The 21,097-nt window shown below is 39.2% G+C and carries 20 protein-coding genes; 9 read left to right on the top strand and 11 right to left on the bottom strand.

The window, feature by feature from the left end:
- The gene (locus tag SD427_RS07880; RefSeq protein ID WP_320560727.1) at positions 1-1,098 is read right to left on the bottom strand and encodes an MBL fold metallo-hydrolase; all 1,098 of its coding nucleotides are present in this window, start codon (positions 1,096-1,098) and stop codon (positions 1-3) included.
- A gap of 142 nt (positions 1,099-1,240) precedes the next feature.
- On the opposite strand from SD427_RS07880, the gene SD427_RS07875 reads away from it, so the two are divergent.
- Positions 1,241-2,782, top strand: a complete 1,542-nt coding sequence (locus tag SD427_RS07875) for a S41 family peptidase (RefSeq protein ID WP_320560726.1) — start codon at positions 1,241-1,243, stop codon at positions 2,780-2,782.
- Positions 2,783-2,796: 14 nt separating this feature from the next.
- Entirely contained in the window at positions 2,797-3,360 is a 564-nt protein-coding gene (locus tag SD427_RS07870; protein WP_320560725.1) for a YdcF family protein, read from the top strand.
- A gap of 35 nt (positions 3,361-3,395) precedes the next feature.
- Here the strand turns inward: SD427_RS07870 and SD427_RS07865 are convergent, their stop codons facing one another.
- Positions 3,396-3,992 (bottom strand): hypothetical protein, encoded by a 597-nt coding sequence (locus SD427_RS07865; RefSeq protein ID WP_320560724.1) that lies wholly within the window; start codon positions 3,990-3,992, stop codon positions 3,396-3,398.
- Between the two features lie 11 nt (positions 3,993-4,003).
- The gene (locus tag SD427_RS07860; protein WP_320560723.1) at positions 4,004-4,510 is read right to left on the bottom strand and encodes an RNA polymerase sigma factor; all 507 of its coding nucleotides are present in this window, start codon (positions 4,508-4,510) and stop codon (positions 4,004-4,006) included.
- A gap of 180 nt (positions 4,511-4,690) precedes the next feature.
- Here SD427_RS07860 and SD427_RS07855 point away from each other — a divergent pair, with 180 nt between their 5' ends.
- The gene (locus SD427_RS07855; RefSeq protein ID WP_320560722.1) at positions 4,691-5,518 is read left to right on the top strand and encodes an alpha/beta hydrolase; all 828 of its coding nucleotides are present in this window, start codon (positions 4,691-4,693) and stop codon (positions 5,516-5,518) included.
- Positions 5,519-5,676: 158 nt separating this feature from the next.
- Here SD427_RS07855 and SD427_RS07850 read toward each other — a convergent pair whose 3' ends face one another.
- Positions 5,677-7,305 (bottom strand): NADP-dependent glyceraldehyde-3-phosphate dehydrogenase, encoded by a 1,629-nt coding sequence (locus tag SD427_RS07850; RefSeq protein WP_320560721.1) that lies wholly within the window; start codon positions 7,303-7,305, stop codon positions 5,677-5,679.
- Between the two features lie 318 nt (positions 7,306-7,623).
- Here SD427_RS07850 and SD427_RS07845 point away from each other — a divergent pair, with 318 nt between their 5' ends.
- Positions 7,624-8,130: a hypothetical protein gene (locus SD427_RS07845; RefSeq protein ID WP_320560720.1), complete on the top strand. Its 507-nt coding sequence runs from the start codon at positions 7,624-7,626 to the stop codon at positions 8,128-8,130.
- 62 nt (positions 8,131-8,192) lie between these two features.
- On the opposite strand, the gene SD427_RS07840 is transcribed toward SD427_RS07845, so the two are convergent.
- Entirely contained in the window at positions 8,193-8,792 is a 600-nt protein-coding gene (locus tag SD427_RS07840) for a TonB-dependent receptor plug domain-containing protein (protein ID WP_320560719.1), read from the bottom strand.
- 569 nt (positions 8,793-9,361) lie between these two features.
- On the opposite strand from SD427_RS07840, the gene SD427_RS07835 reads away from it, so the two are divergent.
- On the top strand, positions 9,362-10,162 hold the full coding sequence (locus tag SD427_RS07835) for an EcsC family protein (protein WP_320560718.1): 801 nt from the start codon (positions 9,362-9,364) through the stop codon (positions 10,160-10,162).
- A gap of 182 nt (positions 10,163-10,344) precedes the next feature.
- Here the strand turns inward: SD427_RS07835 and SD427_RS07830 are convergent, their stop codons facing one another.
- The 3 genes from SD427_RS07830 to SD427_RS07820 form a co-directional block, all read right to left on the bottom strand.
- On the bottom strand, positions 10,345-11,112 hold the full coding sequence (locus SD427_RS07830) for an NAD(P)-binding domain-containing protein (RefSeq protein WP_320560717.1): 768 nt from the start codon (positions 11,110-11,112) through the stop codon (positions 10,345-10,347).
- Between the two features lie 286 nt (positions 11,113-11,398).
- Positions 11,399-11,746, bottom strand: coding sequence for a hypothetical protein (locus tag SD427_RS07825; RefSeq protein WP_320560716.1), 348 nt, complete (start codon positions 11,744-11,746; stop codon positions 11,399-11,401).
- A 168-nt stretch (positions 11,747-11,914) separates the two neighbouring features.
- Positions 11,915-12,634 carry a DUF6261 family protein gene (locus tag SD427_RS07820; protein ID WP_320560715.1) on the bottom strand — a complete coding sequence of 240 codons (720 nt, stop codon included), beginning with the start codon at positions 12,632-12,634 and terminating at the stop codon, positions 11,915-11,917.
- Between the two features lie 591 nt (positions 12,635-13,225).
- Here SD427_RS07820 and SD427_RS07815 point away from each other — a divergent pair.
- The 4 genes from SD427_RS07815 to SD427_RS07800 all read left to right on the top strand — a co-directional run bounded on the left by SD427_RS07815 (position 13,226) and on the right by SD427_RS07800 (position 17,303).
- Positions 13,226-14,410: an RNA-binding domain-containing protein gene (locus SD427_RS07815; protein WP_320560714.1), complete on the top strand. Its 1,185-nt coding sequence runs from the start codon at positions 13,226-13,228 to the stop codon at positions 14,408-14,410.
- A 228-nt stretch (positions 14,411-14,638) separates the two neighbouring features.
- Entirely contained in the window at positions 14,639-15,532 is an 894-nt protein-coding gene (locus SD427_RS07810; RefSeq protein ID WP_320560713.1) for a DUF6602 domain-containing protein, read from the top strand.
- A 3-nt stretch (positions 15,533-15,535) separates the two neighbouring features.
- Positions 15,536-16,606: a nucleoid-associated protein gene (locus SD427_RS07805; RefSeq protein ID WP_320560712.1), complete on the top strand. Its 1,071-nt coding sequence runs from the start codon at positions 15,536-15,538 to the stop codon at positions 16,604-16,606.
- 274 nt (positions 16,607-16,880) lie between these two features.
- Positions 16,881-17,303 carry a helix-turn-helix transcriptional regulator gene (locus tag SD427_RS07800; RefSeq protein ID WP_320560711.1) on the top strand — a complete coding sequence of 141 codons (423 nt, stop codon included), beginning with the start codon at positions 16,881-16,883 and terminating at the stop codon, positions 17,301-17,303.
- Between the two features lie 413 nt (positions 17,304-17,716).
- On the opposite strand, the gene SD427_RS07795 is transcribed toward SD427_RS07800, so the two are convergent.
- The 3 genes from SD427_RS07795 to SD427_RS07785 all read right to left on the bottom strand — a co-directional run bounded on the left by SD427_RS07795 (position 17,717) and on the right by SD427_RS07785 (position 21,044).
- Entirely contained in the window at positions 17,717-18,094 is a 378-nt protein-coding gene (locus tag SD427_RS07795) for a hypothetical protein (RefSeq protein WP_320560710.1), read from the bottom strand.
- A gap of 23 nt (positions 18,095-18,117) precedes the next feature.
- A complete protein-coding gene (locus tag SD427_RS07790; RefSeq protein ID WP_320560709.1) occupies positions 18,118-20,103 on the bottom strand; it encodes a urocanate hydratase in 1,986 nt (661 codons plus the stop codon).
- 287 nt (positions 20,104-20,390) lie between these two features.
- The gene (locus SD427_RS07785; RefSeq protein ID WP_320560708.1) at positions 20,391-21,044 is read right to left on the bottom strand and encodes a protein-L-isoaspartate(D-aspartate) O-methyltransferase; all 654 of its coding nucleotides are present in this window, start codon (positions 21,042-21,044) and stop codon (positions 20,391-20,393) included.
- Between the last annotated feature and the right edge of the window lie 53 nt (positions 21,045-21,097).

Below are 21,097 nucleotides of genomic sequence, written 5' to 3'. Positions count from 1 at the left end.
TTAATCATTCCACCACCTGTTAAACTGATGGCGGGGCTCATTCAAGTCAACCGGTTCGCCGATCATCGGAGTCAGTACATTTAAGTTCCTGTCTTTTGCAAGACGGGTTACCTGTTCCAGAGGCTCATTCCAGGCGTGCAGGGCCAGCGCAAATTTTGATGAATGTACCGGAATAATATTTTTGGCATTCACGTCTATACTTGCCTGGATAACATCTTCAGGCAGCGCATGAATGTACTTCCAGGCTTCGTTATACTGTCCGTTTTCAATAATGGCATAATCAAAAGGCCCGTATTTTTCGCCGATCATCTTAAAATGTGTGTCATAACCGCTGTCGCCTCCCAAAAAGAGCTTCTGGGACGGGGTTTCAAGAACATAGGAAGTCCATAAAGTACCATTTCTTTTCATTTTCCGGCCGGAAAAATGCCTTGCCGGCGTAAAGGTGATTTTAATATTGTTTTTTAAACCGACTTCAGTTTCCCAATCTTCTTCAATCAGCTGTCCGGGCTCATATCCCCATCTTTCCAGATGGGCACCCACTCCCAAAGGCAGGATTGCCTTCCCTACCCTGCTCCTGATCGCCTTTACCGTAGGATAATCCAGATGATCATAATGGTCGTGGGTAATAATCAGATAATCAATATGAGGAATATCTTCGGGTATGAACACGTCAGCTCCGGCAAAGGCTTTGTTAAAAAACCGGAACGGGGAACCATAGGAACTCAGCACAGGATCCACCAGAAAAGAAATGCCGTCCAGCTGCATGTAATAGGATGAATGCCCCAGCCATATAAAAATATCGCGGTCTTCAGGCAGGCTCCTGAGATCAGTATGCACCGCCGGAATATCTTTTAAAGGTTTTAAAAGCGGATTTTTCTTTTTAAAAAAGAAATCGAGCATTACTTTCGGCATGTAATATCCTTCGGCAAGCGAGGGCGTAACACTGAGATTCTGAAACTGACGGTCTTTGTAATGTTTTGACTGCTGCATCCTTTCCAGCCTTTTCCCTTTTGCTTCCGCACCAAAGACCTCTCTGGCGGTAATCACAAAATAAAGCAAAATAATCAAAACGGCTATGGCAATTAGGGTATATATCATTATTATAGGATATCAAATGTATGATGTTACAGCATATGACGGTCCATAAACCGTAAACCTTTAAATTAGTTTAAATAATTATCAATTTATTTTCAGAATAATGAGTAAACTTTTTTATTTTTGAAATCCAATACAATAAAAATTGCAGAAGAACTGTTTCCTCATCTTCTTACTCATTCTAGTAACTTCCTGCGCATCAACCAGAAGGCACAATGAGCAGAGATCATCCTGCCTCCCTCCGGAAAAACTGAGAGCGGATGTAGATTTTGCCTACAACCGGCTGAAAGAACTGCATCCCCAGCTCTATTGGTATATTTCAAAAGAAAACCTGGACTACAAATTTGACAGTATCAAAAAAACAATCCATGAACCGCTGACGCCGTTGCAGTTTTATTTTAAATTACAGCCGGTGATCTCAGATATCCGTGAAGCACATCTCTCGCTGAGAATACCGATGAAAAAGCTTTCACGAAAGGAAACCAAAACACTGGAAAACAAGAAAGCCATGTTCAGCCGTTTCGGGTATTATGTTCAGGGCGAACATCTTTATATCACAGAAAACAAAGATTCGATTCAGAGGATTAAGCCGGGAACGGAAATCCTGTCCATCAATTCTGTTCCGGCTTCCGTTTATGTCAAAAAGTATGGTCAGCTCATCAACAGCGACGGCTTTAATACCACTTTTCAGCCTTATTTCTTAAAAGACTGGCTGTTTTATTTTTATGTAGCGGAGAACGGATATGAAAACGGGGCAAAACTGGAAACCCTTTACAACGGAGTAAAAAAAACCTACTTCCTGACAAGGGAAACAAAAAATGCGGCAGATCTTGAAAAAGACAAAGCTCAGCAAAAACGGACTCCGGAGAAAAAAATCAACGATTATGTAGCCTTCAGTGATTCTTATAACCGTTCTTTCAAGTTCCTGGATGCAGACAGTGCTATTGCCTATATCAAAGTAAAAAGCTTTTCAAGAGCGTATTCCGTGAAATTTTACAATGAAACGTTCAGCAAGATTAAAAAGGCAAAATCTAAATACCTGATCATTGATATCCGGAATAATTACGGCGGTTCCCTGGAAGAAATCCATAACCTGTACTCTTATCTGAGCCCGGAGCCTTATGTTCTGGTAAAACCGTCGCTGGTCACCTCGAAGACGGCTCCCCTGAAAACGAATTATTTCCGGAAAAGCAGCCTGCTGGATTATGTAATCAAAGGGATCACCTATCCGGTTTTTTTCTTTGCACAGGCGTTCGGTACCTATGAAAAAAACGGAAAGTTTTATTACCGTATGAAAGCCGATAAAGAAGCAAAGCCGGACAAAAATGTTTTTACCGGAAAGATATTTGTACTGATGAACGGAGGAAGCTTTTCAGCGTCTTCCATTTTTACGGCGAAACTGAAGAATGACAAACGGGCTGTTCTGGTTGGCGAAGAAACAGGAGGTGCCAACGACGGAACCGTAGCCGGTTTTTATTCTTACCAGCAGCTTCCGAATTCTAAAATCGATCTCCCTATCGGGCTGCTGCTGGTACAGCCTGATATTACGTTTACCCATACCCAAAAAGGTGTCCTTCCTGATGTTGCCGTTAAGGAAACGCTGAACGATATCATCAGTAAAAAAGACCCTCAGCTGGATTGGGTGATGCATGAAATCCAGAGAGAAAAAACGGCTGATACGAAATAGATCACCCTAATTTTATGGTAAAAAAACTTTTCACCGTTTTTAAAATGGCTGCATCCGTATTTATTGCATGGTTTATTATTCATTCCGCGTTCATTATAATTGACGGTATTTCTGATGACGGTAAGAAAGCAGACCTTGCCGTTATTCCGGGAAGCAAAGTAAATGAAGACGGCACCTTGTCAGAAAGGCTTGAACAGCGTCTTGAAAGCGGGATTGATTTATACAGAAGCCACCGGATCAGAAAAATCCTGGTCAGCGGAGGACTGGGAAAAGAAGGATATTACGAAGGAAGCCGAATGAAATCATTCCTTATTTCAAAGGGCATTCCCGATTCTTTGATTATTGTCGATAACTTTGGCAATAACACACGGGCAACGGTTGAAAATACACTACAATTGCGTACAAAGCTGAAGTTCAGCAGTATTATGGTTGTTTCCCAGTATTTTCATGTGAGCCGGACTAAAAAATTATTTAAAGACCGTGGCTTTAAAGAGGTAAACAGCGTCAGCCCGGATTATTTTGAATGGCGGGACGTGTATTCGCTGCTCCGGGAATTTCCGGCTTATTATATACAGTAAAAATAGGTTACGGCGGGCTGAAAGCCCGCCGTAACCTATTTTTCCAAATCATTCAGAAGATTTTTGATCTGCAGAATATATTTCCCGTACAGCCTTTTAAACCAGAAGTTCCCGAAAGCAAACAGAGCCAATAATCCAAAGACCAAACTCCCGATAAGCACGGTGGCAATTTTTGCATCGGAAAGAGGCTGCGGCCGCGGAATAAATTCCATGACAATAATGAGTTCGCATACCAGGAACGGAATAAAAGTAAGATAGAACGAAAGGTAATACTGTTTATTAAGATCAAACTGGTATAGAAGATCTTTCAGGTTTTCAGAAGTCTTCATCAGCGGATCCGTCATGTCTTTATAAAGCCGGAAAAATTTACTGAAAAAGAAAAAAGTGACGCAAATCATCGAAGCTAACAGGATGTCCATGTAAAATTTAAACTTAAAAGGAGCTTCACAGGAAGAGACTATAAAAAAACCGAAAATAAAAAGTGCAAAAGTAGACCAGAATTCCATGCGCATGTTCTTACGCATTTTTTCCAGCGGAAGATGGATGGTTTTCTTCTGCTCCATACTGATTTCAGGAGTACCAACAAGGGAATCGTCTTCACTCCATGCGTTTTTAAGCTCGTCTATATTCATTATTTCTTGATTTAAAGGTTAATTGTATTATGTTGTAAAATATCTTTCAGTTTATTCTTGGCGCGGTTCATCTTCACCCTTACATTCCCTTCGGAAATCCCCATCTGCTCTGCAATTTCCTTTCCGGTGACATCTTCAAGATAATAGAAGATAAAAGCTTTGTCAATAGGGTTCAGCTGATGGATTGCTTTATACATGGCATTCAGCTTTTCTTCTTTTCCGGCATCAGATTCTTCCTGTATAATTTTATAATCAGAAAAATCTCCGTTCCCGATAAAACTCCTTTTCTTTTCGTTTTTAAGGAATATGATCGCTGTATTCAGCGCAATCCTGTACAGCCAGGTAGAAAATCCGCTCCGGCCCCTGAAATGAGGGTAGGCTTTCCAGACCTGATAGGTAATCTCCTGGAAGAGATCATCCCGGTCATCTTTCGTATCCATATACATTTTGGAAATCTTAAAAATGATTCCTTTATGTTGTTCGATTTTCTGTAAAAATTCCTGTTCTGATGAGGCCATGATTTCTTATGCTCTGTAACGTTAGTTTCTCTTTTAAAAAATTGTTACACTTTTTTGCGGAAAATAATTAAAAAAATACGGACGCAAAAATTCAATGCTTTCACAGATCTGTTAATTTTTATATCCGGATTATTATGGCTCAATATTTGTGACCCCTGAGTTACATCAAAAAATATCAATATGCCTTACATCACAAAAAGCGACAATCAGAACGTCGAACTTTATTATGAAGATTTCGGATCCGGACAACCGATTATCCTGATCCACGGATGGCCGTTAAGCGGCAAATCATGGGAAATGCAGATTCCCGTTCTTTTGAATTTGGGATACCGTGTCATTTCATATGACAGAAGAGGTTTCGGAAAATCATCGCCTACTGCGGACGGATATGATTATGACAGCCTGACGCAGGACCTTCATGAATTAATCTCCCAACTGGAGCTGAAAAATGTAATCCTTTTCGGATTTTCTATGGGCGGCGGCGAAGTGGTGCGCTACCTGACGAACTATGGCTCTGATAACGTAGACAAAGTAGCTTTGATATCATCCATTATTCCGGTGGTGAAACAAAAAGAAGACAATCCGGATGGTGTCCCGCAGGAAAAATTGGATACTATTATGGAAAGCCTGAAAACTGACCGTGTTACGTTCCTGGAATCATTCCACAAAGATTTTTACAATTACGGACTGCTTTCAAAGTCAGTAAGCCAGAAACAGCTGGACTACGATTGGTCTATCGCTTCATGCGCCAATCCGATTGCAACCATTAAATGTGCGGAAAGCTGGGCAAATACGGATTTCCGTCCTGAGCTCGGTAATGTGAACGTAAGAACCCTAATCGTACATGGTGACGATGATAAAGTAGTTCCTATTAAAACGGCCGGGCAGCAGGCTGCACAGGGAATCGCCAACAATGAATTCAAAATTATCGAAGGTGCACCCCACGGGTTGAATGTTACCCATGCAGAAGATCTGAACAGCATCATCAGCAGGTTTTTAACCACATAATAACCTTCTGTTAAATAGATAATAAATACATAATAATAGAAACGGCCAGCATTCAGTTGCTGACCGTTTTTTTATGATTGATTTTTATCGCCGGTAATTTGATTATCAAATATAAATATGCTTTAAATTACTGTTTATCATTGTATTTAATTTACAGATCAAAAAATATAATCGGTACTCAGGAAATTTGAGTCATGGTCCCTGACAATAGTATTCAGCAGGTTTTTATTGGCATCAGTGATTTTTGCCGCCACCAGGGAACGGATAGAGAACGAACGCAATGCATCAAAAACGGAAAGTGTACCTTCTGCGCTGTCTTTTCTTCCGGTAAAAGGAAAAACATCCGGCCCTCTCTGTGCCTGGCAGTTGATATTCACACGGCTCACCAGGTGAACAAACGGATCAATCAGTTGGGAAACCTCCATCGGATCTTCACTGAAAATACTTACCTGCATCCCGTGGGAAGCATTTACCTGATATTCGATCGGCTCCTCGATATTCTCAAACGGAACTATAGGAATAACAGGGCCGAACTGTTCTTCATGGTAGAGTTTCATATCACTGTTCACCGGATATACCACTGCCGGGAAAACAAAGGATGCTTCGGTCAGGCCTCCGTTTTCATTAAGCACCTTCGCGCCTTTTGAAACGGCATCGTCGATACATTCTTTCAGGTAAGGCGGTTTGTTCACTTCCGGAAGCGGCGTGATCTTCACATCTTTCTCCCACGGAAGGCCGGCCTTCATGGCTGAAACCGCAGCGGTTAATTTTTGGGTAAATTCTTCTGCCACCTCTTTCTGTACAAAGATCAGTTTAAGCGCTGTACACCGCTGCCCGTTGAATGAGAGTGCGCCCAGCATACACTCGCTTACCGCCACATCCAGATTCGCATGCTTGGTCACGATGGCTGCATTCTTTGCATCCAGGCTCAGGATGGCGCGTAAACGGTTGACTTTGGGATGCAGTTTTTTAAGCCCGTTGGCCACTTTACTGGAACCGATAAAGGCAAGGACATTTACTTTTCCGCTTTCCATGATCGGAGTAATGATGTCTGCGCCCTTTCCGTATAAAGTATTGACGGTTCCTTTCGGGAAGGCTTCTTTAAATGCCTTTAATAATGGATAATGTGCTAAAACCCCGTGCTTGGGAAGCTTGAACAGGATGGTATTTCCCATGATCAGTGCCGGGATCAGCGTTGTGAATATTTCATTCAAAGGATAGTTGAACGGCCCCATGCTCAGCACCACGCCGAGCGGAGCCCTTCTGATCTGGGCAATCGTTCCTTCAGCCTGCTGAAACCGTGACGATTCCCTGTCCAGATCTTTCAGTGCGTCGATGGTCTGGTTGATGTAGTCTACCGTCCGGTCGAATTCTTTGGTAGAATCGGCAAGTGTTTTCCCGATCTCCCACATCAGCAGTTTAATGATGAGGTCACGTTCCTTGATCATCAGGTAGACGAATTTCTGCATACACTTGATACGCCCTTCCACAGACATGGTAGGCCACTCGCCCAGCCCGTTATTATAGGCTTTTACCGAAGCATCCAGAACGTCCATTGCTTCTTTCGGGCTGATGTTCGGGATGCTTCCCAACAGTTTTCTTTCCAGTCCGTTTTCCGTACGGATGCAGACCGGCGAATAGATCTCCGTTACCTCGCCGCTCCACTCTACCAGTTCCCCATTAAGGAGATAGACACGCTGGTGGATCTCGGGTACTTTATATTCTTCAGGGATTTCGTTTTCAGGTTTGAACAGGTCATGAAATGAAGTCGTGTTTTCTGAACTCATAATTCTTTTACTTTTTTAATAATGGTGAATTGATATTTGAATATATTAAAGGTAGCCGTAAAATTTGATTTTTGAAAGAGAAGATTGATAGATTTGCTCTATTTACAGGGTTTTTTGAATGAGAATTAATATAGGATACTTTCATTTCCTCATTCTCCGGACCTCAAATTCCTATAAATTTCAGAAAATATTTTAATCTCAGGCTACGATATTTACATCATATCCATTTTTGCAATTTTATTTATATTTGGAAAATATTAAACATAAGGCTTTAAGATGACAATACAAAAGCTCATCTAAAGGCCCAATACCACATCCATGAAGGAAGAAAATATAAATAAGCTAAATACCCTGTTCTCAAATCTGAAATCGGAAGAACAGAAGCGGAAAGAAAGCCTGGAAAAGAAAAAAAGCGAAGAGGACCTGTTTATTGAAGGTTTCAAAAGCCTGTGCAAAAATTTCATTGACCCTACAATGCAGGAATTCAGGAGGATGCTGAGGGAAAATGGGTTCGGATGTAAAATCACGTTCAGTGAAGAGCATGCAACCACAACCGGATCGGGCATCCAATTCCAATGCCATATCAGGCTTCAGGTTTCAAGGAATGTGAATTCTAATTTTTATGCGAATGACAAGTTTCCGCATATCATGTTTACGGCGGACAAAAATTTAAAGAGGATCGGGATTCACCTGGATACTATTTTCCAGAACGGTACCGGAACAGCAGCCATGAAACCTGCGGCTTATACACTTGAAACGCTTGACGAAGATACGATAGAAAAAGAAATTCTTGATTCTGTTGAAAAAATACTGGTGAACAGATAGGTCAGCCTGATTTATACACTTATTTTATGATCAGTATTCTTTAATTTATCTTTTAATGTTTGTTATTTTCTCTTCCGCTTTACAGTAACCACAATCACTCCGTTCTTCGCTTTTTCACCATAGAGATCAGTGGCAGAAGTCCCTTTAAGTACTTCTAATGCCTTAATGGATTTCGGGTCAAGGGCTTTAAAATCACTTTCCGTACCCATTTTGCCATTAATAACATACAAAGGCCGGTATGTGTCCAGGCTTACCCGGTGGATGCCGCCTAAAACAAGGTTCCGGGTATCAGCCGTATCCTTCTTTATCAATCCGGGCATTACTTTTCCTGTTACTTTTGATTGCCTTATTATCTTTTCCTGTGGTTCATGCTGTTGGGCATGAATAGGAATAATCCCTCCTGCCGTTACTGCAAAACCTACGGCAAACTTAGCAAAGAGGGAATTGATATGCGAATACTGCAGATCGCGGTTAAGCTGCGAAGCCTTAAAATGTCCGCACGCCGTTTCGGAAATCCCGGAAAATGCTTCTGCTAGGTCTTCATCGGAAGCCGCTGTAAAATCCCTTACGGTTTTTGAGCATACGGAACAGAACTTTCCTTGTTCATCCGGTGTCATGGTATCCCAGTTCTCGTGGCAGGGTTGAGGTATCGTAATTTTCATAATAAATCTTATCTTTAATTGTATAGATGCATTATTTACTGAGAAGGTTGGAAAACACTAAAACTTATCTACGTCTCAGTGTAAAACGTTAAGCTGATTTCCATATTCAGCAGATTATTTGTATTTAAACCGTTTTTCCGTTTGAGGGTGATAAGCTTCAGAATGCCGGATATTGCCAGACAAAATGCTACAGGCCGGAGCGTAAAAATTTGACACCCCATTACTTCCAATATAATATCCTTTGAAAAACATTCCGGGCCTGAGACAAGGGCAAAAAAGAGAATGAATGAAATGGCAAAAGTGGTAGGCATTTGTTTAAAAATGTTCCGTATTTTTAAGCTTACAATTATACTGTTTACCTGCCGTGCATTTTAGAACTCCATACGTCCGTTCAGATATTTTCCGCCATACAGAGGAAAATAGACTGAGAACCTATCCGGATATCCAGATTAGGATTCCCGATATAAAATTCTTCGGAACTTCATACAGACTGGCAGTTCGCCATATAAACAATTAAGAACCACAACATACTATTAATCAATATTTATCATCAATTCAATTATCAGATCATGAACATATCCGCAAATCATCACCAGGAATTATCCACAGCCATGCAAATCCTGGAAAACCCCGGAATAGCCGCCAAAATAACCAACCTTATTGGCTCCCCTATTGAAAAAGGACTGGAACGCCTCCCGGCTAGCTGGAACGGGAAAATAGGCGAAATTACAAAAACCGCTTTGCTGAAAGCAGCTGATGCCGCGGTGTTGACCATGAAGGAGTCACCCAATTCCAAGGCTTCAAATTTATGGCACAAAATAGGGGTTGCCTCATCCGGTGCCATAGGCGGGTTTTTCGGGCTTCCGGCGCTTGCTATTGAACTTCCCCTTTCTACCACCATTATGCTCCGTTCCATTATTGACATTGCACGCAGCGAAGGCGAATCCATTAATGATCCGGCTACGAAACTGGCCTGTCTTGAAGTTTTTGCACTGGGTGGCAAAAGCCAGTCGGATGATGCCACCGAAAGCGGTTACTTTACGGTCCGGGCGGCATTGTCAAAATCAGTAGGCAGCGCGGCTGAGTTTATCACAAAAAATGCTGTGGCGGACAAAAGTGCGCCCCAACTGGTAAAACTGGTTGTGAAAATTGCATCACGTTTTAATATTCAGGTAACGGAAAAGGTGGCCGCCCAGGCTATCCCGGCCATCGGAGCGGCGGGCGGAGCCATCGTCAATACCATATTCATCAATCATTTCCAGGATATGGCCAAAGGGCATTTTACCGTAAGGCGTCTGGAAAAGATCTACGGTAAAGAACTCATCCAATCAGAATATGAAAAAATAGCGGCACAAAGGAGATCGATGTAATCTGATTCTCCTACCTGTTTAAATAAAACGGAAGTACCTGTCTAAATAAATCATACTGTCTCTCTCAGCTCCGGCAGATTAAATCCCCATAAGAATCAGCAGAATCTGTGGAATCAGCGGGAATATAAACAGTCTCCTACACCGTAAAAAAAAATAAACCTGCCCAACAGCAGGTTTCATTTTTAAGCATCAGCATTATGAAAATACCTTGGGTCAGGATACCGGAATTCAAAACCCAGTTCTGACATTAATTTTGCCGGCGATATAGTTCTGCCTTTATCAGTGCGTTCCCCCGAATACGGAAGGCCTTTCTGCGCATTGATCACCTCTTCTTTGTTGGGATGGACAGGCGCCACCACATTGTATACTTTGGACCGGGACCGGTTTTCCAGCATTTTTTCAACCACCGAACAGATATCCGCATAATGGATATGGTTGACCAGCTGATCCAGTCCGGAGATATGATAGTTTTTCAAAAGCCGGTCACCGCCCATTAATCCGGCCAGCCTCAGGATATTGGCGTTGGGAAATTTTTCTAAAATAAAACGTTCACTCTCCACCTCCGCAGCAGGCTGATCGTCTTCCGTAAACTCTTTTTCTTCCTGCGGATAAACACCTGTAGAGCTTGTATAAAAAAGCTGGCCTTTAAAGTCACCTAAGAAATGAAGCAGGTTCCGGCGCTTCTCCGTCATAGAAACCTGCGTACCCCGAAGCCCGGAAAACGGAACGCTGATAATAACGGCGTCCAGCTGCGCTGCAGCTTCCCAAACTTTCATTTCCGGACCTGATTCATCAGGAAAGCTTACCAGCGTGGCATGATAGCCTTTAGATTTCAGTTCCTGTATTTTAGAAGGCGTCGTAGTGGTTGCAAAAATTTCATACCGGCCGGTCAGCCTTTCTGCAATGTGATTCCCCAGCCAGCCGCAGCCGATGATTCCTATTTTTTTCATATCCTATTTTTATTTTAAAGTGTTGTAATTTTCATCCGGATCCTGAAAGTTCTGGAGGACTCTGTGAATATATAAGACGTTTTCTTCATAACTGTAAATTAATGAATTGTGTTTTGTTACAAGCAGTTTATGAAAATTTGTATCTTCATACTTCTGAAAGATAATTTTTTTATCAAGCAAAACAGTAATTGCCTTTTTAAATTTCTCAAAGAAATCTTCCAAAACATCAATCGACCATTTTTCCAAAAGATAACATTCAATATTCAAAAGATCCTGTTGTGCTTTTTCAGATATTTCGTAACGTATCATCTTTATATTTTTCAATACGTTTTCTCATATCTTCTAAAACAGTTTCACCTGGAATTCCCTTACCATTTTTAAAATCCTGCTCAGTTTTTTTCAGAGATTCCAGAATCTCTTCTTTGGTTTCATTGCGCCACGGCTTCACTTCTATGGTTTTGGAAATCACCAGGAGCTCTTCCGGCGTAAATCTCTTTTCCTTCAGCTTCTTGAAGAATGTCGGTTTCTTAATTCCGGATTTCTCAATAATATACGACATTTTGAAAGGCGAATTTTTCAGGATCTCATCAATATTGTTCTGGATCTCGATGTATTTTTCTATTTCCGCTATCATTATCTTATGTTTTTAAATATCATTTTATGAGACAAATATAGGAAATATATTATATCATGTATCATCATTTAAAGTTTGTTTTAGATTTTCTGCAACCATAATCTTCCACAGGAAAACCTGCGGGAGCAAGGTATGAACAACGGTGTTGAAGTACTTTTTATCGTAGGATCAGGCATTTCCGGATGATCCGGTTTTTGCTTCACTGCCGATTTTCTGCTGATAAGAATTTTTCGCAGCCTTTACCAGTTCGTTTGTGTCACTGTAGAACAGTTCCCATCCGGTAACGTCTTTCATGGCAGTTAATAAATTAAGGTAAGATTTCAGGTGCTTTTCAAGATCTTTGCGGATGGCACTCGCGCTGGTCATCTGCCTGAGCCCGGCGTTGGCTTCTGCCTGGTCTGCAAAGATTTCCTCAAAATATACATGCTTAGATTTCATTTCGGCAAATGCTGCAGTAAGGGACAGCAGTGCGATTTTCTGTGTGTTGTCAGGAATTTCCAGCCTTTCAATGAGTTTTCCCATCTGTGCGGTCTGCGAAGAATAGCTTAACCGGTCAAGATCCAGCCCGAAGGTTTTAAAAACCGTGTACAGATCCTCAGCAGCCTGGCGGTTCGCTGCGGAAGGCAGTTTCCGGTAGCCGTTCAGGAAGGCCTTAAGAGTGGAATAGGCAATATCCCTTTCATGATCCGCGGTGGCAACATCCTTCCCTTTTCCGCTGTAGCTCTGCTTGGCATATACCCGGTCATACTCCGTATAGGAACTCTGTAAAGCCGCAATAAGCGGGTGGTTGGCAATGGCAGGATATTTTCCTGATTGTGCGTTTGAAATAATTCTTTGAGCCAAAGTCGCGAGGTCTTTGGTGCTCAACTTAGTGAGTGCAATTTTCATCTGTTTGCGTTTTTAATTAATAAATTAGAAATCAAATATAAAAAAAACTTTTGTGGTAGCAAACAATCTTATTTTAAACCAACGGAGTGCTCCGGAAGTCGCAAACACTGTTGTTTTAAACCAAAGAAGTCCTCCGAAGGTTTCCCGCAAACTGTTGGAGACTTCCGTAGTTCTCCGGAGGTTACAAACAGGGTTGTTTCAGACAAACGGAGCCCTCCGGAACTTTCCCGCAAACTGTTGGAGACTTCCCTAGTCCTCCGGAGGTTACAAACAGGGTTGTTTTAAACAAACGGAGGAGTTGGGAGATCTATTGTGAGGTTTGGTTGTGAGATTCTGCAATTGCTGGAAGTTATAAACGATCTTGTTTTAAAAAAATGGAGAGTGCGAAGACTTATTTATAATAAACTATTTATAAGTTAGAAAAGGGTTGATAATTTTAACCCAAAGACATTTTAAAAATGAAAGTTCTTATAATTATAAAACCAATAATATTAATCAATTTTATTTTTACATAATTGAATAAATATAACTTTAATTTACAATGTGTATTAATTTAAATATTATTTGTAATATTATTCAAAATTACAACATATGAATCTACATTTACTTAATGAGGAAGTAAGTTCCATAATTAGTGATATTAAAAATCAAGGACTTTTCAAAAAGGAAAATGATTTGATTGATTATAAAAAAGAATTAAATCATTTTGGATTAACAGATGAAACAGAAATCTTTTTTAGGAATTTTGGAAAAGACATCATCTCTTTCACAAATAATAATGGAGGAATTATTCTTGTTGGATTTACAGAAGATGAGACTACAGGAGAAATTTCTGATAGTGGATTAGCCCAAAAAGATTTGGAAATATTTACTAAAATTGATTTAAATAAAGTTCATCAAAAACTAGACTCAATTACAAAATGTAATTTTGGTTTAGATTTACAACAATTTCAAATAAGTTCTAGAAAATTTTATTACTTACTAATTGAAAAAAATAATGACATTACAATTCCTTTAAATGATTTTTCAGACTATAAATTAAAAAAAGGAGAAATAATACACCGAATTTCAGGTAAGAATGAAACAGCAAATGAAAATTCTCAAAAAATAAATAGATTCTTACAAATAAAGGCAAATGAAAAGAGTAAAGAATTTATGGAGATTTGGTCAAAATTACTGCCTGAAATTTTCGACATTAACCCCAAAGAAATTTTGATGATAAATCCAAAGACAAATATGATTTATGGATATAATCAAAAAGATAAAAATTTATCTGGAAGTGAAATTGACGTTGATAAATCCGAAGCAGGTGCATTTAATATTATATTAAATGCGATTTCTGCAGGAGATATTGGAAAAATCTCTAATGATGAGGGTAAACCTTTATATAAGATTGTTGGCGAATTAAAATCTAAAACACCAAGAGATTTTATATATTTTTCATCTTTATTTGACAAAATAAAGATTCTTTCAAGTTACAATTTATCCTCAAATCAGTTAAAGTGTGTGTTTAAGTATTTAAATTGGATTAACGATGAAAAACTTCCCATTGAAAATCCTGACAAAACAAAAATAAATAATGTATTTAATCAGTTTATTTGGGTTGAAACACTTGACAAAACATATAAAATAGTATTTTCTGAAGATGCAATAGATCCTATTGTTGAAGCAATCAATGATAGTAAAAAGCATATTGCTATTTTTGGAAAAACTTTACAGAATAAAAAATCAAAATTAAATACTATGCCGAAGTTATTCGCTACCGCAAAGAATTGATTTCACATATTTGTAATTAGAGACATCTTGCAATTGGGAGATTTGTTTAAGATTATTTACCTGATTCTGAATATTTGAGTAGTTTTAATTGTATTTTCTTTGATAAAAAATTGACTTATTGCTTATTTACGGGAAACCGTATTTTTGATGTAAGATTCTTTCTTATATTTGTTTGTACAATTAATAAAATACTTTGATTTATATAATTACATCCTATATTTGAACGTAATGAGTGATAAAGTAGATAAAGAATTTAGAAAATTATCAATTGATTCCTTTTTTAATTTTGAAGCAGATGGAATTGATATTGCCCTAAATCAGGTTAAAATCATTCATAATTCTGGAGATATTCCATCTTCTGGCAACCAATTTGAAATTTCTATACGCAATTTTTTCAAGAAAAAACTACCTGAAAAATATTACATTAGCAATGGACATATTATTGACGCAGATTTAAATACAAGTCCACAGTTAGACCTAGTTATCGCAGATAATTTTCGTACTCCAATTTTATACAAAACTTTCGATCTGACAGAATATCTTACTTATGAATCCATTTATTCTTATGCAGAAATAAAATCAAGCTGGAATAAAGATTACATTAAAGATTTTATAATTACAAAAGAACGGGTATATAAGTTTTTGAAGCGGGATGATATTAGTCCAAATTTCATTGATGCTGGTGGGAAAGGAATACTTTTAAATGTTCCAACTACTAATTATAGTTATAAAAATCCGTTGTTTACTTTTATGCTTATTGGTGATTCAACTAAATTTTCATTTGAACATATCAAAGAATTATATAGTGCAACTGACTGGAAATTTTTACCTAATGTTTTATGCCTATATGATAAAGGATTACTAATTAATATAAATAAGCATTCTTTAGATACAGGTTTATTTAAGGTTAATTTATACCCTGAATTTTTACAAGATAATCCTGATGAAAATGAATGGATTTTATTAAGTTTTGATAAAAAAAGGAGTGTTCTAGGAACTTTATATTACATGATTCTGGAACATTTGAATTCTTGTGTATTAGGTAGTCCTAATATGCTTGACTATATGCAAAATATTTTTGAAATCAAATCTGAAAATATAGACTTTATAAAGAACTACTAAACTATGATTGATACTGACTCACTCGAAATTAATCGAATTATTATTCATCGCGTACATAAAAAAGAAGGAGATGCAGAATATGGAATTGCAGAATATTCAGAAAACCTCTTTAGTTTTGGTGAAAGAGAATTGGCAACTTTAAAAAGAAGAATTACAACAGCCTTTTCTAAAACAAAAAGATTTTTCAAATTGGAAATTTTTAAAAGTGATGATAACTCTTTTTATCATTATTCTAAAAAATTAAAAAATTGTAATTCTGAAGAATTCTTGGAAATTTCTAAGAACATTGCTGACTTATTAGCTTTAAGTCATAGTAAAAAAACAATTCCTGCAGGTCTTCTATTGATTGTTGAAGGAAATATTAATTCTAAACACTTTGTTTTAGTAATTAAAGCTGAATTACAGGAAGCATTTACTATGAAAGAATCTAATAATCAGAAATTGATAGAATTAGTAAATGATCTTTTTCTATCCCCAGCAAAAGATTTCTACAAAATAGGATTTATAATTGAAGATCGTAATCAATCAAGATCTCCTAACGATAGGCATTCATGTTATATGTATGACGATAATTTCAGTAATGGAAAAAAAGATTTAGCAGAATATTTTTACAATGATTTTTTAGGATTTACAACCAGTTCCAATGATAAACTTATAACTAAGAACTTCAAAGATGATATTTTTAGATTTATCGAATCACATGTAGTTAGCTTTGATGATAAAAAAGGTTTAAAATCAGCCTTGAATACTCTTTACAGAGAAAATACTACAGGTGTTATAAATCCTGAAGATTTTGCAGAAGATCACTTTCCTGAAAATTTATTGCGCTTATTTACTTCAGAAATTTCGTCAAAATATCCCCATTCTTTTACAAAAGACTTAACATTAGTAGAACGCTCATTAGATAGACAAATTATTAAACTAGTTGACGATTTAAAAATTGAAGGACCTACTGATTCAATGGAAAATGTTTCAATTTCTGGCGCTTCAAATTTTAATATTGATAATCTTCGTATGCAAATCGAAAACGGCGAAATTCAACAGATAATCACTATAAAAACAGAATTGCTTTAAATAATTGCAAGTACACAATATCATAAAAAGCCTGCCTCACAGCAGGTTTTTCCATTTCCAAAAGTTTTAAACAAACTCTTTTCTATAAAATTCGGTTCGATTTCAACACTCTTTTGATAGCGAAAATAGCACCTTCACTTCTTGCCCAGCTTCACCGGGAAATTCTATTGTTAACGTCTCAATGGTATCGAATGTAATCTGTAATTAGTATCACCCTTGCCCAATCCCTCAATATTTTCTACATTTACTCCTCAAAATAAAACAAACACCAATAATGGAACAAAAAGTACATCAGGGACGCAACCTCAAAAGATTTCGGGAGATGCTTGGCATCAAGCAGGACGCACTGGCTTTTGATCTGGGTGAAGAATGGACCCAGAAGAAAATATCAATACTGGAGCAGAAAGAAGTGATTGAAGAAAATCTGCTGCAAAAAATATCACAAATTATGAAAATACCGGTTGAGGCTTTTCAGAATTTTGATGCAGAGGCAGCCATAAATATAATTTCAAATACCTTTAATAATCACGACCATTCAAGTCCACAATTTGCCAGTGTCATTAATAATTCTCCATCATTCCATCCACTGGATAAAGTGGTTGAACTATATGATGAAAAAATTGCTTTATATGAACGTATGCTTAAGGAAAAAAATGAAATGATTGAGAAGCTTGAAAAAATAATATCAAATAAATAATCTAAAACCTGCCTTACAGCAGGTTTTTTTTATTATATTTTGTCTTATGATTTCAAATTCGTTCCTGTAGTGATCAATCCGTCAGTTCAAGTGTTTTTCGTAATGAAACGCAGAAAAATGTATCGGGAACCGATGAACTTCAGATCTTTAATTCAACAACTTCTCGATACGCTTTTGCAAAGCTACTCGAAGTGACGGTGCATGAACATTTGCCCTTTAGTTCATCAATTCGTCAGTCTCTGATTTCGCGGATTTGCAATCCGTGAGCAAGAACAAAAATAAAGCACGGTTATAAATCCGCGCTATCATAAAAAACAAACCTGCCTCACAGCAGGTTTTTATTATCTAAACAGTTTTTAAAACAAATTTTCATCCATAAAATTAGGTTCTGCTTCCATTGCTCTGGAAATGTTTTATTTTTTTAAACTTCTTTTTAACAGGAGTTTAAAAATGTCTGCCAAAAGAAAAATGAAAATAAAATTTTGCAGGAAGTTTATATAATCAAACCGTACAATTCCCCAATCCATAAAAGCATCTTTTCCTAAAGAAGATTTTTTAAAATAAAAATATTTTGGAAAGCCATAAGTTTCAGTAAGCCAATCCTCTGATTTTGAAGATTCAGAATATAACAGTCCCAAAAACGTAATGACAAAAGCTAACGCCATCACTTTCCAATCTAATAAAACTTTCCAATTTTGTTTTTTAAACCTTAAGATGACAAGATTAATTACAATAAAAACTGTCAACAAAAGCAGAAAGTACATACTTGTAAACTGATGGTGAATTTCCATTTTCAAATTAATTAATTTTCAAATTAAAATAAACTTTCATCCACAAAATTCGGCAATGTCACTTTCAGGTTCGGTTCTGCTTCCATGGCTCTTTTAATCGCAAAAATAGCACCTTCATTCCGGGCCCAGCTTCGTCGGGAGATTCCGTTATTCACGTCCCAGAACAGCATGGATTTTAATCTCCGGTCGGCATCACCGCTTCCGTCCAGCAGCATCCCGAAACCGCCGTTGATGACCTCGCCCCAGCCTACGCCGCCGCCGTTGTGGATGGAAACCCAGGTGGCCCCGCGGAAACTGTCGCCGATGACATTGTGAATGGCCATATCAGCGGTAAACTGGGAACCGTCGTAAATATTGGACGTCTCCCGGTACGGCGAATCCGTCCCTGAAACATCATGATGGTCCCGTCCCAGGACTACCGCCCCGATCTCGCCGTTTTTAATCGCTTTGTTAAAGGCTTCGGCGATTTTCATTCTTCCTTCGGCATCGGCATATAAAATCCTTGCCTGTGAACCTACCACCAGCTTATTTTCCCGTGCCCCTTTAATCCATTGGATGTTATCCTTCATCTGCTGCCGGATTTCCTCGGGAGAATTTTTAATCATTTCCTCTAAAACCTGACAGGCAATTTCATCGGTTTTCTGTAAGTCTTCCGGCATCCCGCTGGTGCATACCCAACGGAACGGACCGAAACCGTAATCAAAACACATCGGTCCCATAATATCCTGAACATAGCTTGGGAACTTGAATTCTCTTCCCAGGGTAGGATTGTCAGACATTACATCTGCCCCGGCCCTCGATGCTTCCAGTAAGAACGCATTTCCGTAATCGAAGAAATAGGTTCCTTTTTCCGTATGTGTATTGATGGCTGCGGCATGTCTTCTCAACGTTTCCTGAACTTTTTCCCTGAATAATTCAGGGTTTTCCGCCATCATGGTGTTGGATTCCTCAAAGCTCTGCCCGGCCGGATAATAACCTCCCGCCCAAGGGTTGTGCAGCGACGTCTGGTCTGAACCGATATCGATCCTAACATTTTCCCGATCAAATTTCTCCCAGACCTCAACAATATTTCCAAGATACGCCAGGGAAACCGTTTCCTTGTTTTCCTGCGCTTTCCTTACTCTTTCCACCAGCTGGTCAAGATTTTCATGGATTTCATTCACCCACTGCTGTTCATGGCGGATTTTGGTAATCTTCGGATTCACTTCCGCACATACCGTAACGCAGCCCGCGATATTTCCGGCTTTCGGCTGCGCACCGCTCATTCCTCCGAGTCCGGAAGTAACGAACAGTCCGCCCTTCGGTTCTTTATTGATTTTCCTGAAAGCATTGAGGACGGTAATGGTTGTCCCGTGGACAATACCCTGCGGGCCGATGTACATATAGCTTCCCGCTGTCATCTGTCCGTACTGCGAAACACCCAATGCATTGAACTTCTCCCAGTCATCCGGCCTAGAATAATTCGGGATCACCATCCCGTTCGTAACCACTACTCTCGGTGCGTCTTTGTGGGACGGGAACAGTCCCATCGGGTGGCCGGAATACATGGTTAAGGTCTGTTCATCCGTCATTTCAGACAGGTACTTCATTGTCAGGAGATACTGTGCCCAGTTGGAAAATACGGCACCGTTTCCGCCATAGGTAATCAGTTCGTGCGGATGCTGTGCCACGGCATAATCCAGGTTGTTCTGGATCATCAGCATGATGGCTTTGGCCTGTTCAGATTTTCCCGGATATTCTGAAATCGACCTGGCCTTCATTTCATAGTCCGGACGGAACCGGTACATGTAAATCCTGCCGTATGTTTCTAATTCTTCCCTGAATTCCGGCAGCAGCTCCGCATGGAACTGAGGCTCAAAATACCGTAACGCATTCTTTAGCGCTAATTTTTTCTCTTCCTCCCCTAAAATCTCTTTTCGTTTCGGGGCGTGGTTGATGTGTGTATCGTATGGTTTGGCCTGTGGTAAATGGCTTGGAATGCCCTGCTGTATCTGTTCCTGGAAAGTCATATGGCTGTATAAAAGTTCAGTTTAAGTTCTAATTTTTGATGTTTTAAAGATATTCAAATTAGAAAATATAATGCAACTAAACATAAAAAATTCCCGGTGTAAGAATTCCCCTCCTCCGGAGGGGTGGCGGAAATTCTGAAGGAATTTTTGATGGGGAGGTTATAAGAATGTAATATTTTTATTAATCTCATCTTATATGGTGTTTTAAACCACCCCGTCTCCGGCCTCCGGCCGAATCCACACCTCCAAAGGAGGGGAATTCCTGTCACTGCTGCCTTAATAAACAGCTATTGGTTTGTATTCCCCAGCATCGGAACAAACTTGTAAGCTCCGAATTCCTCTTTTTCAAACTCGGTCGGGGAAATTTTGGTGAAGCGGTACAGCACCTGTTCATCGGTCGGGCCCAAAGGAATTACCATTTTGCCGCCTACTTTCAGCTGCTTTAAAAGCTCTGTGGGTAAAACGGAAGCACCGCAGGTCACGATGATTCTGTCAAAAGGAGCAAAGGTCGGAAGGCCGGCAAAACCGTCCCCGAAGCTTTGGAATTTCGGGTACAGATGCATTTCACGGAATTTTTTCTTGGAAAAATCGAAAAGGTCCTTTTGCCGTTCCACGGTGTACACCAAGGCTTTCATCGCCAGCAGAACTGCCGTCTGGTATCCGCAGCCGGTGCCTATTTCAAGGACTTTATCACCTTCGCTCACCTGCAGGAGCTCAGACTGTTCCGCTACCGTGGATGGATGCGAGATCGTCTGATGGGCAAGGATCGGGAAGGCCCGGTCTTCATATGCGAAATCCTCAAAAATGCTTTCAATAAAAAGGTGTCTCGGAACCTGGTTTATGGCAGAAAGCACATATTCATCTGAAATTCCGATCCTGTTCCGGAGATAATCAACTAAAATTTTTCTTTTTCCTTTATGTACAAACGAATCATTCGTCATGGGATAACTGGTATTAGATTGCAGCAGCAGTTTGTGCAAAAGTAAAAAAACAA

The organism is Chryseobacterium sp. JJR-5R (assembly GCF_034047335.1).
Lineage (GTDB): Bacteria > Bacteroidota > Bacteroidia > Flavobacteriales > Weeksellaceae > Chryseobacterium.
The sequence above is the reverse complement of the archived record's forward strand: the minus strand, read 5'-3'. Positions and strand labels throughout refer to the sequence as shown.

What these genes read in the sequence shown, in the direction of transcription:
- SD427_RS07880 (WP_320560727.1), bottom strand. Translation starts at nt 1,098, where the DNA reads ATGATATATACCCTAATTGCCATAGCCGTTTTGATTATTTTGCTTTAT.
- SD427_RS07870 (WP_320560725.1), top strand. Translation starts at nt 2,797, where the DNA reads ATGGTAAAAAAACTTTTCACCGTTTTTAAAATGGCTGCATCCGTATTT.
- SD427_RS07865 (WP_320560724.1), bottom strand. Translation starts at nt 3,992, where the DNA reads ATGAATATAGACGAGCTTAAAAACGCATGGAGTGAAGACGATTCCCTT.
- SD427_RS07860 (WP_320560723.1), bottom strand. Translation starts at nt 4,510, where the DNA reads ATGGCCTCATCAGAACAGGAATTTTTACAGAAAATCGAACAACATAAA.
- SD427_RS07855 (WP_320560722.1), top strand. Translation starts at nt 4,691, where the DNA reads ATGCCTTACATCACAAAAAGCGACAATCAGAACGTCGAACTTTATTAT.
- SD427_RS07850 (WP_320560721.1), bottom strand. Translation starts at nt 7,305, where the DNA reads ATGAGTTCAGAAAACACGACTTCATTTCATGACCTGTTCAAACCTGAA.
- SD427_RS07845 (WP_320560720.1), top strand. Translation starts at nt 7,624, where the DNA reads ATGAAGGAAGAAAATATAAATAAGCTAAATACCCTGTTCTCAAATCTG.
- SD427_RS07840 (WP_320560719.1), bottom strand. Translation starts at nt 8,792, where the DNA reads ATGAAAATTACGATACCTCAACCCTGCCACGAGAACTGGGATACCATG.
- SD427_RS07835 (WP_320560718.1), top strand. Translation starts at nt 9,362, where the DNA reads ATGAACATATCCGCAAATCATCACCAGGAATTATCCACAGCCATGCAA.
- SD427_RS07830 (WP_320560717.1), bottom strand. Translation starts at nt 11,112, where the DNA reads ATGAAAAAAATAGGAATCATCGGCTGCGGCTGGCTGGGGAATCACATT.
- SD427_RS07825 (WP_320560716.1), bottom strand. Translation starts at nt 11,746, where the DNA reads ATGATAGCGGAAATAGAAAAATACATCGAGATCCAGAACAATATTGAT.
- SD427_RS07820 (WP_320560715.1), bottom strand. Translation starts at nt 12,634, where the DNA reads ATGAAAATTGCACTCACTAAGTTGAGCACCAAAGACCTCGCGACTTTG.
- SD427_RS07815 (WP_320560714.1), top strand. Translation starts at nt 13,226, where the DNA reads ATGAATCTACATTTACTTAATGAGGAAGTAAGTTCCATAATTAGTGAT.
- SD427_RS07810 (WP_320560713.1), top strand. Translation starts at nt 14,639, where the DNA reads ATGAGTGATAAAGTAGATAAAGAATTTAGAAAATTATCAATTGATTCC.
- SD427_RS07805 (WP_320560712.1), top strand. Translation starts at nt 15,536, where the DNA reads ATGATTGATACTGACTCACTCGAAATTAATCGAATTATTATTCATCGC.
- SD427_RS07800 (WP_320560711.1), top strand. Translation starts at nt 16,881, where the DNA reads ATGGAACAAAAAGTACATCAGGGACGCAACCTCAAAAGATTTCGGGAG.
- SD427_RS07795 (WP_320560710.1), bottom strand. Translation starts at nt 18,094, where the DNA reads ATGGAAATTCACCATCAGTTTACAAGTATGTACTTTCTGCTTTTGTTG.
- SD427_RS07790 (WP_320560709.1), bottom strand. Translation starts at nt 20,103, where the DNA reads ATGACTTTCCAGGAACAGATACAGCAGGGCATTCCAAGCCATTTACCA.
- SD427_RS07785 (WP_320560708.1), bottom strand. Translation starts at nt 21,044, where the DNA reads ATGACGAATGATTCGTTTGTACATAAAGGAAAAAGAAAAATTTTAGTT.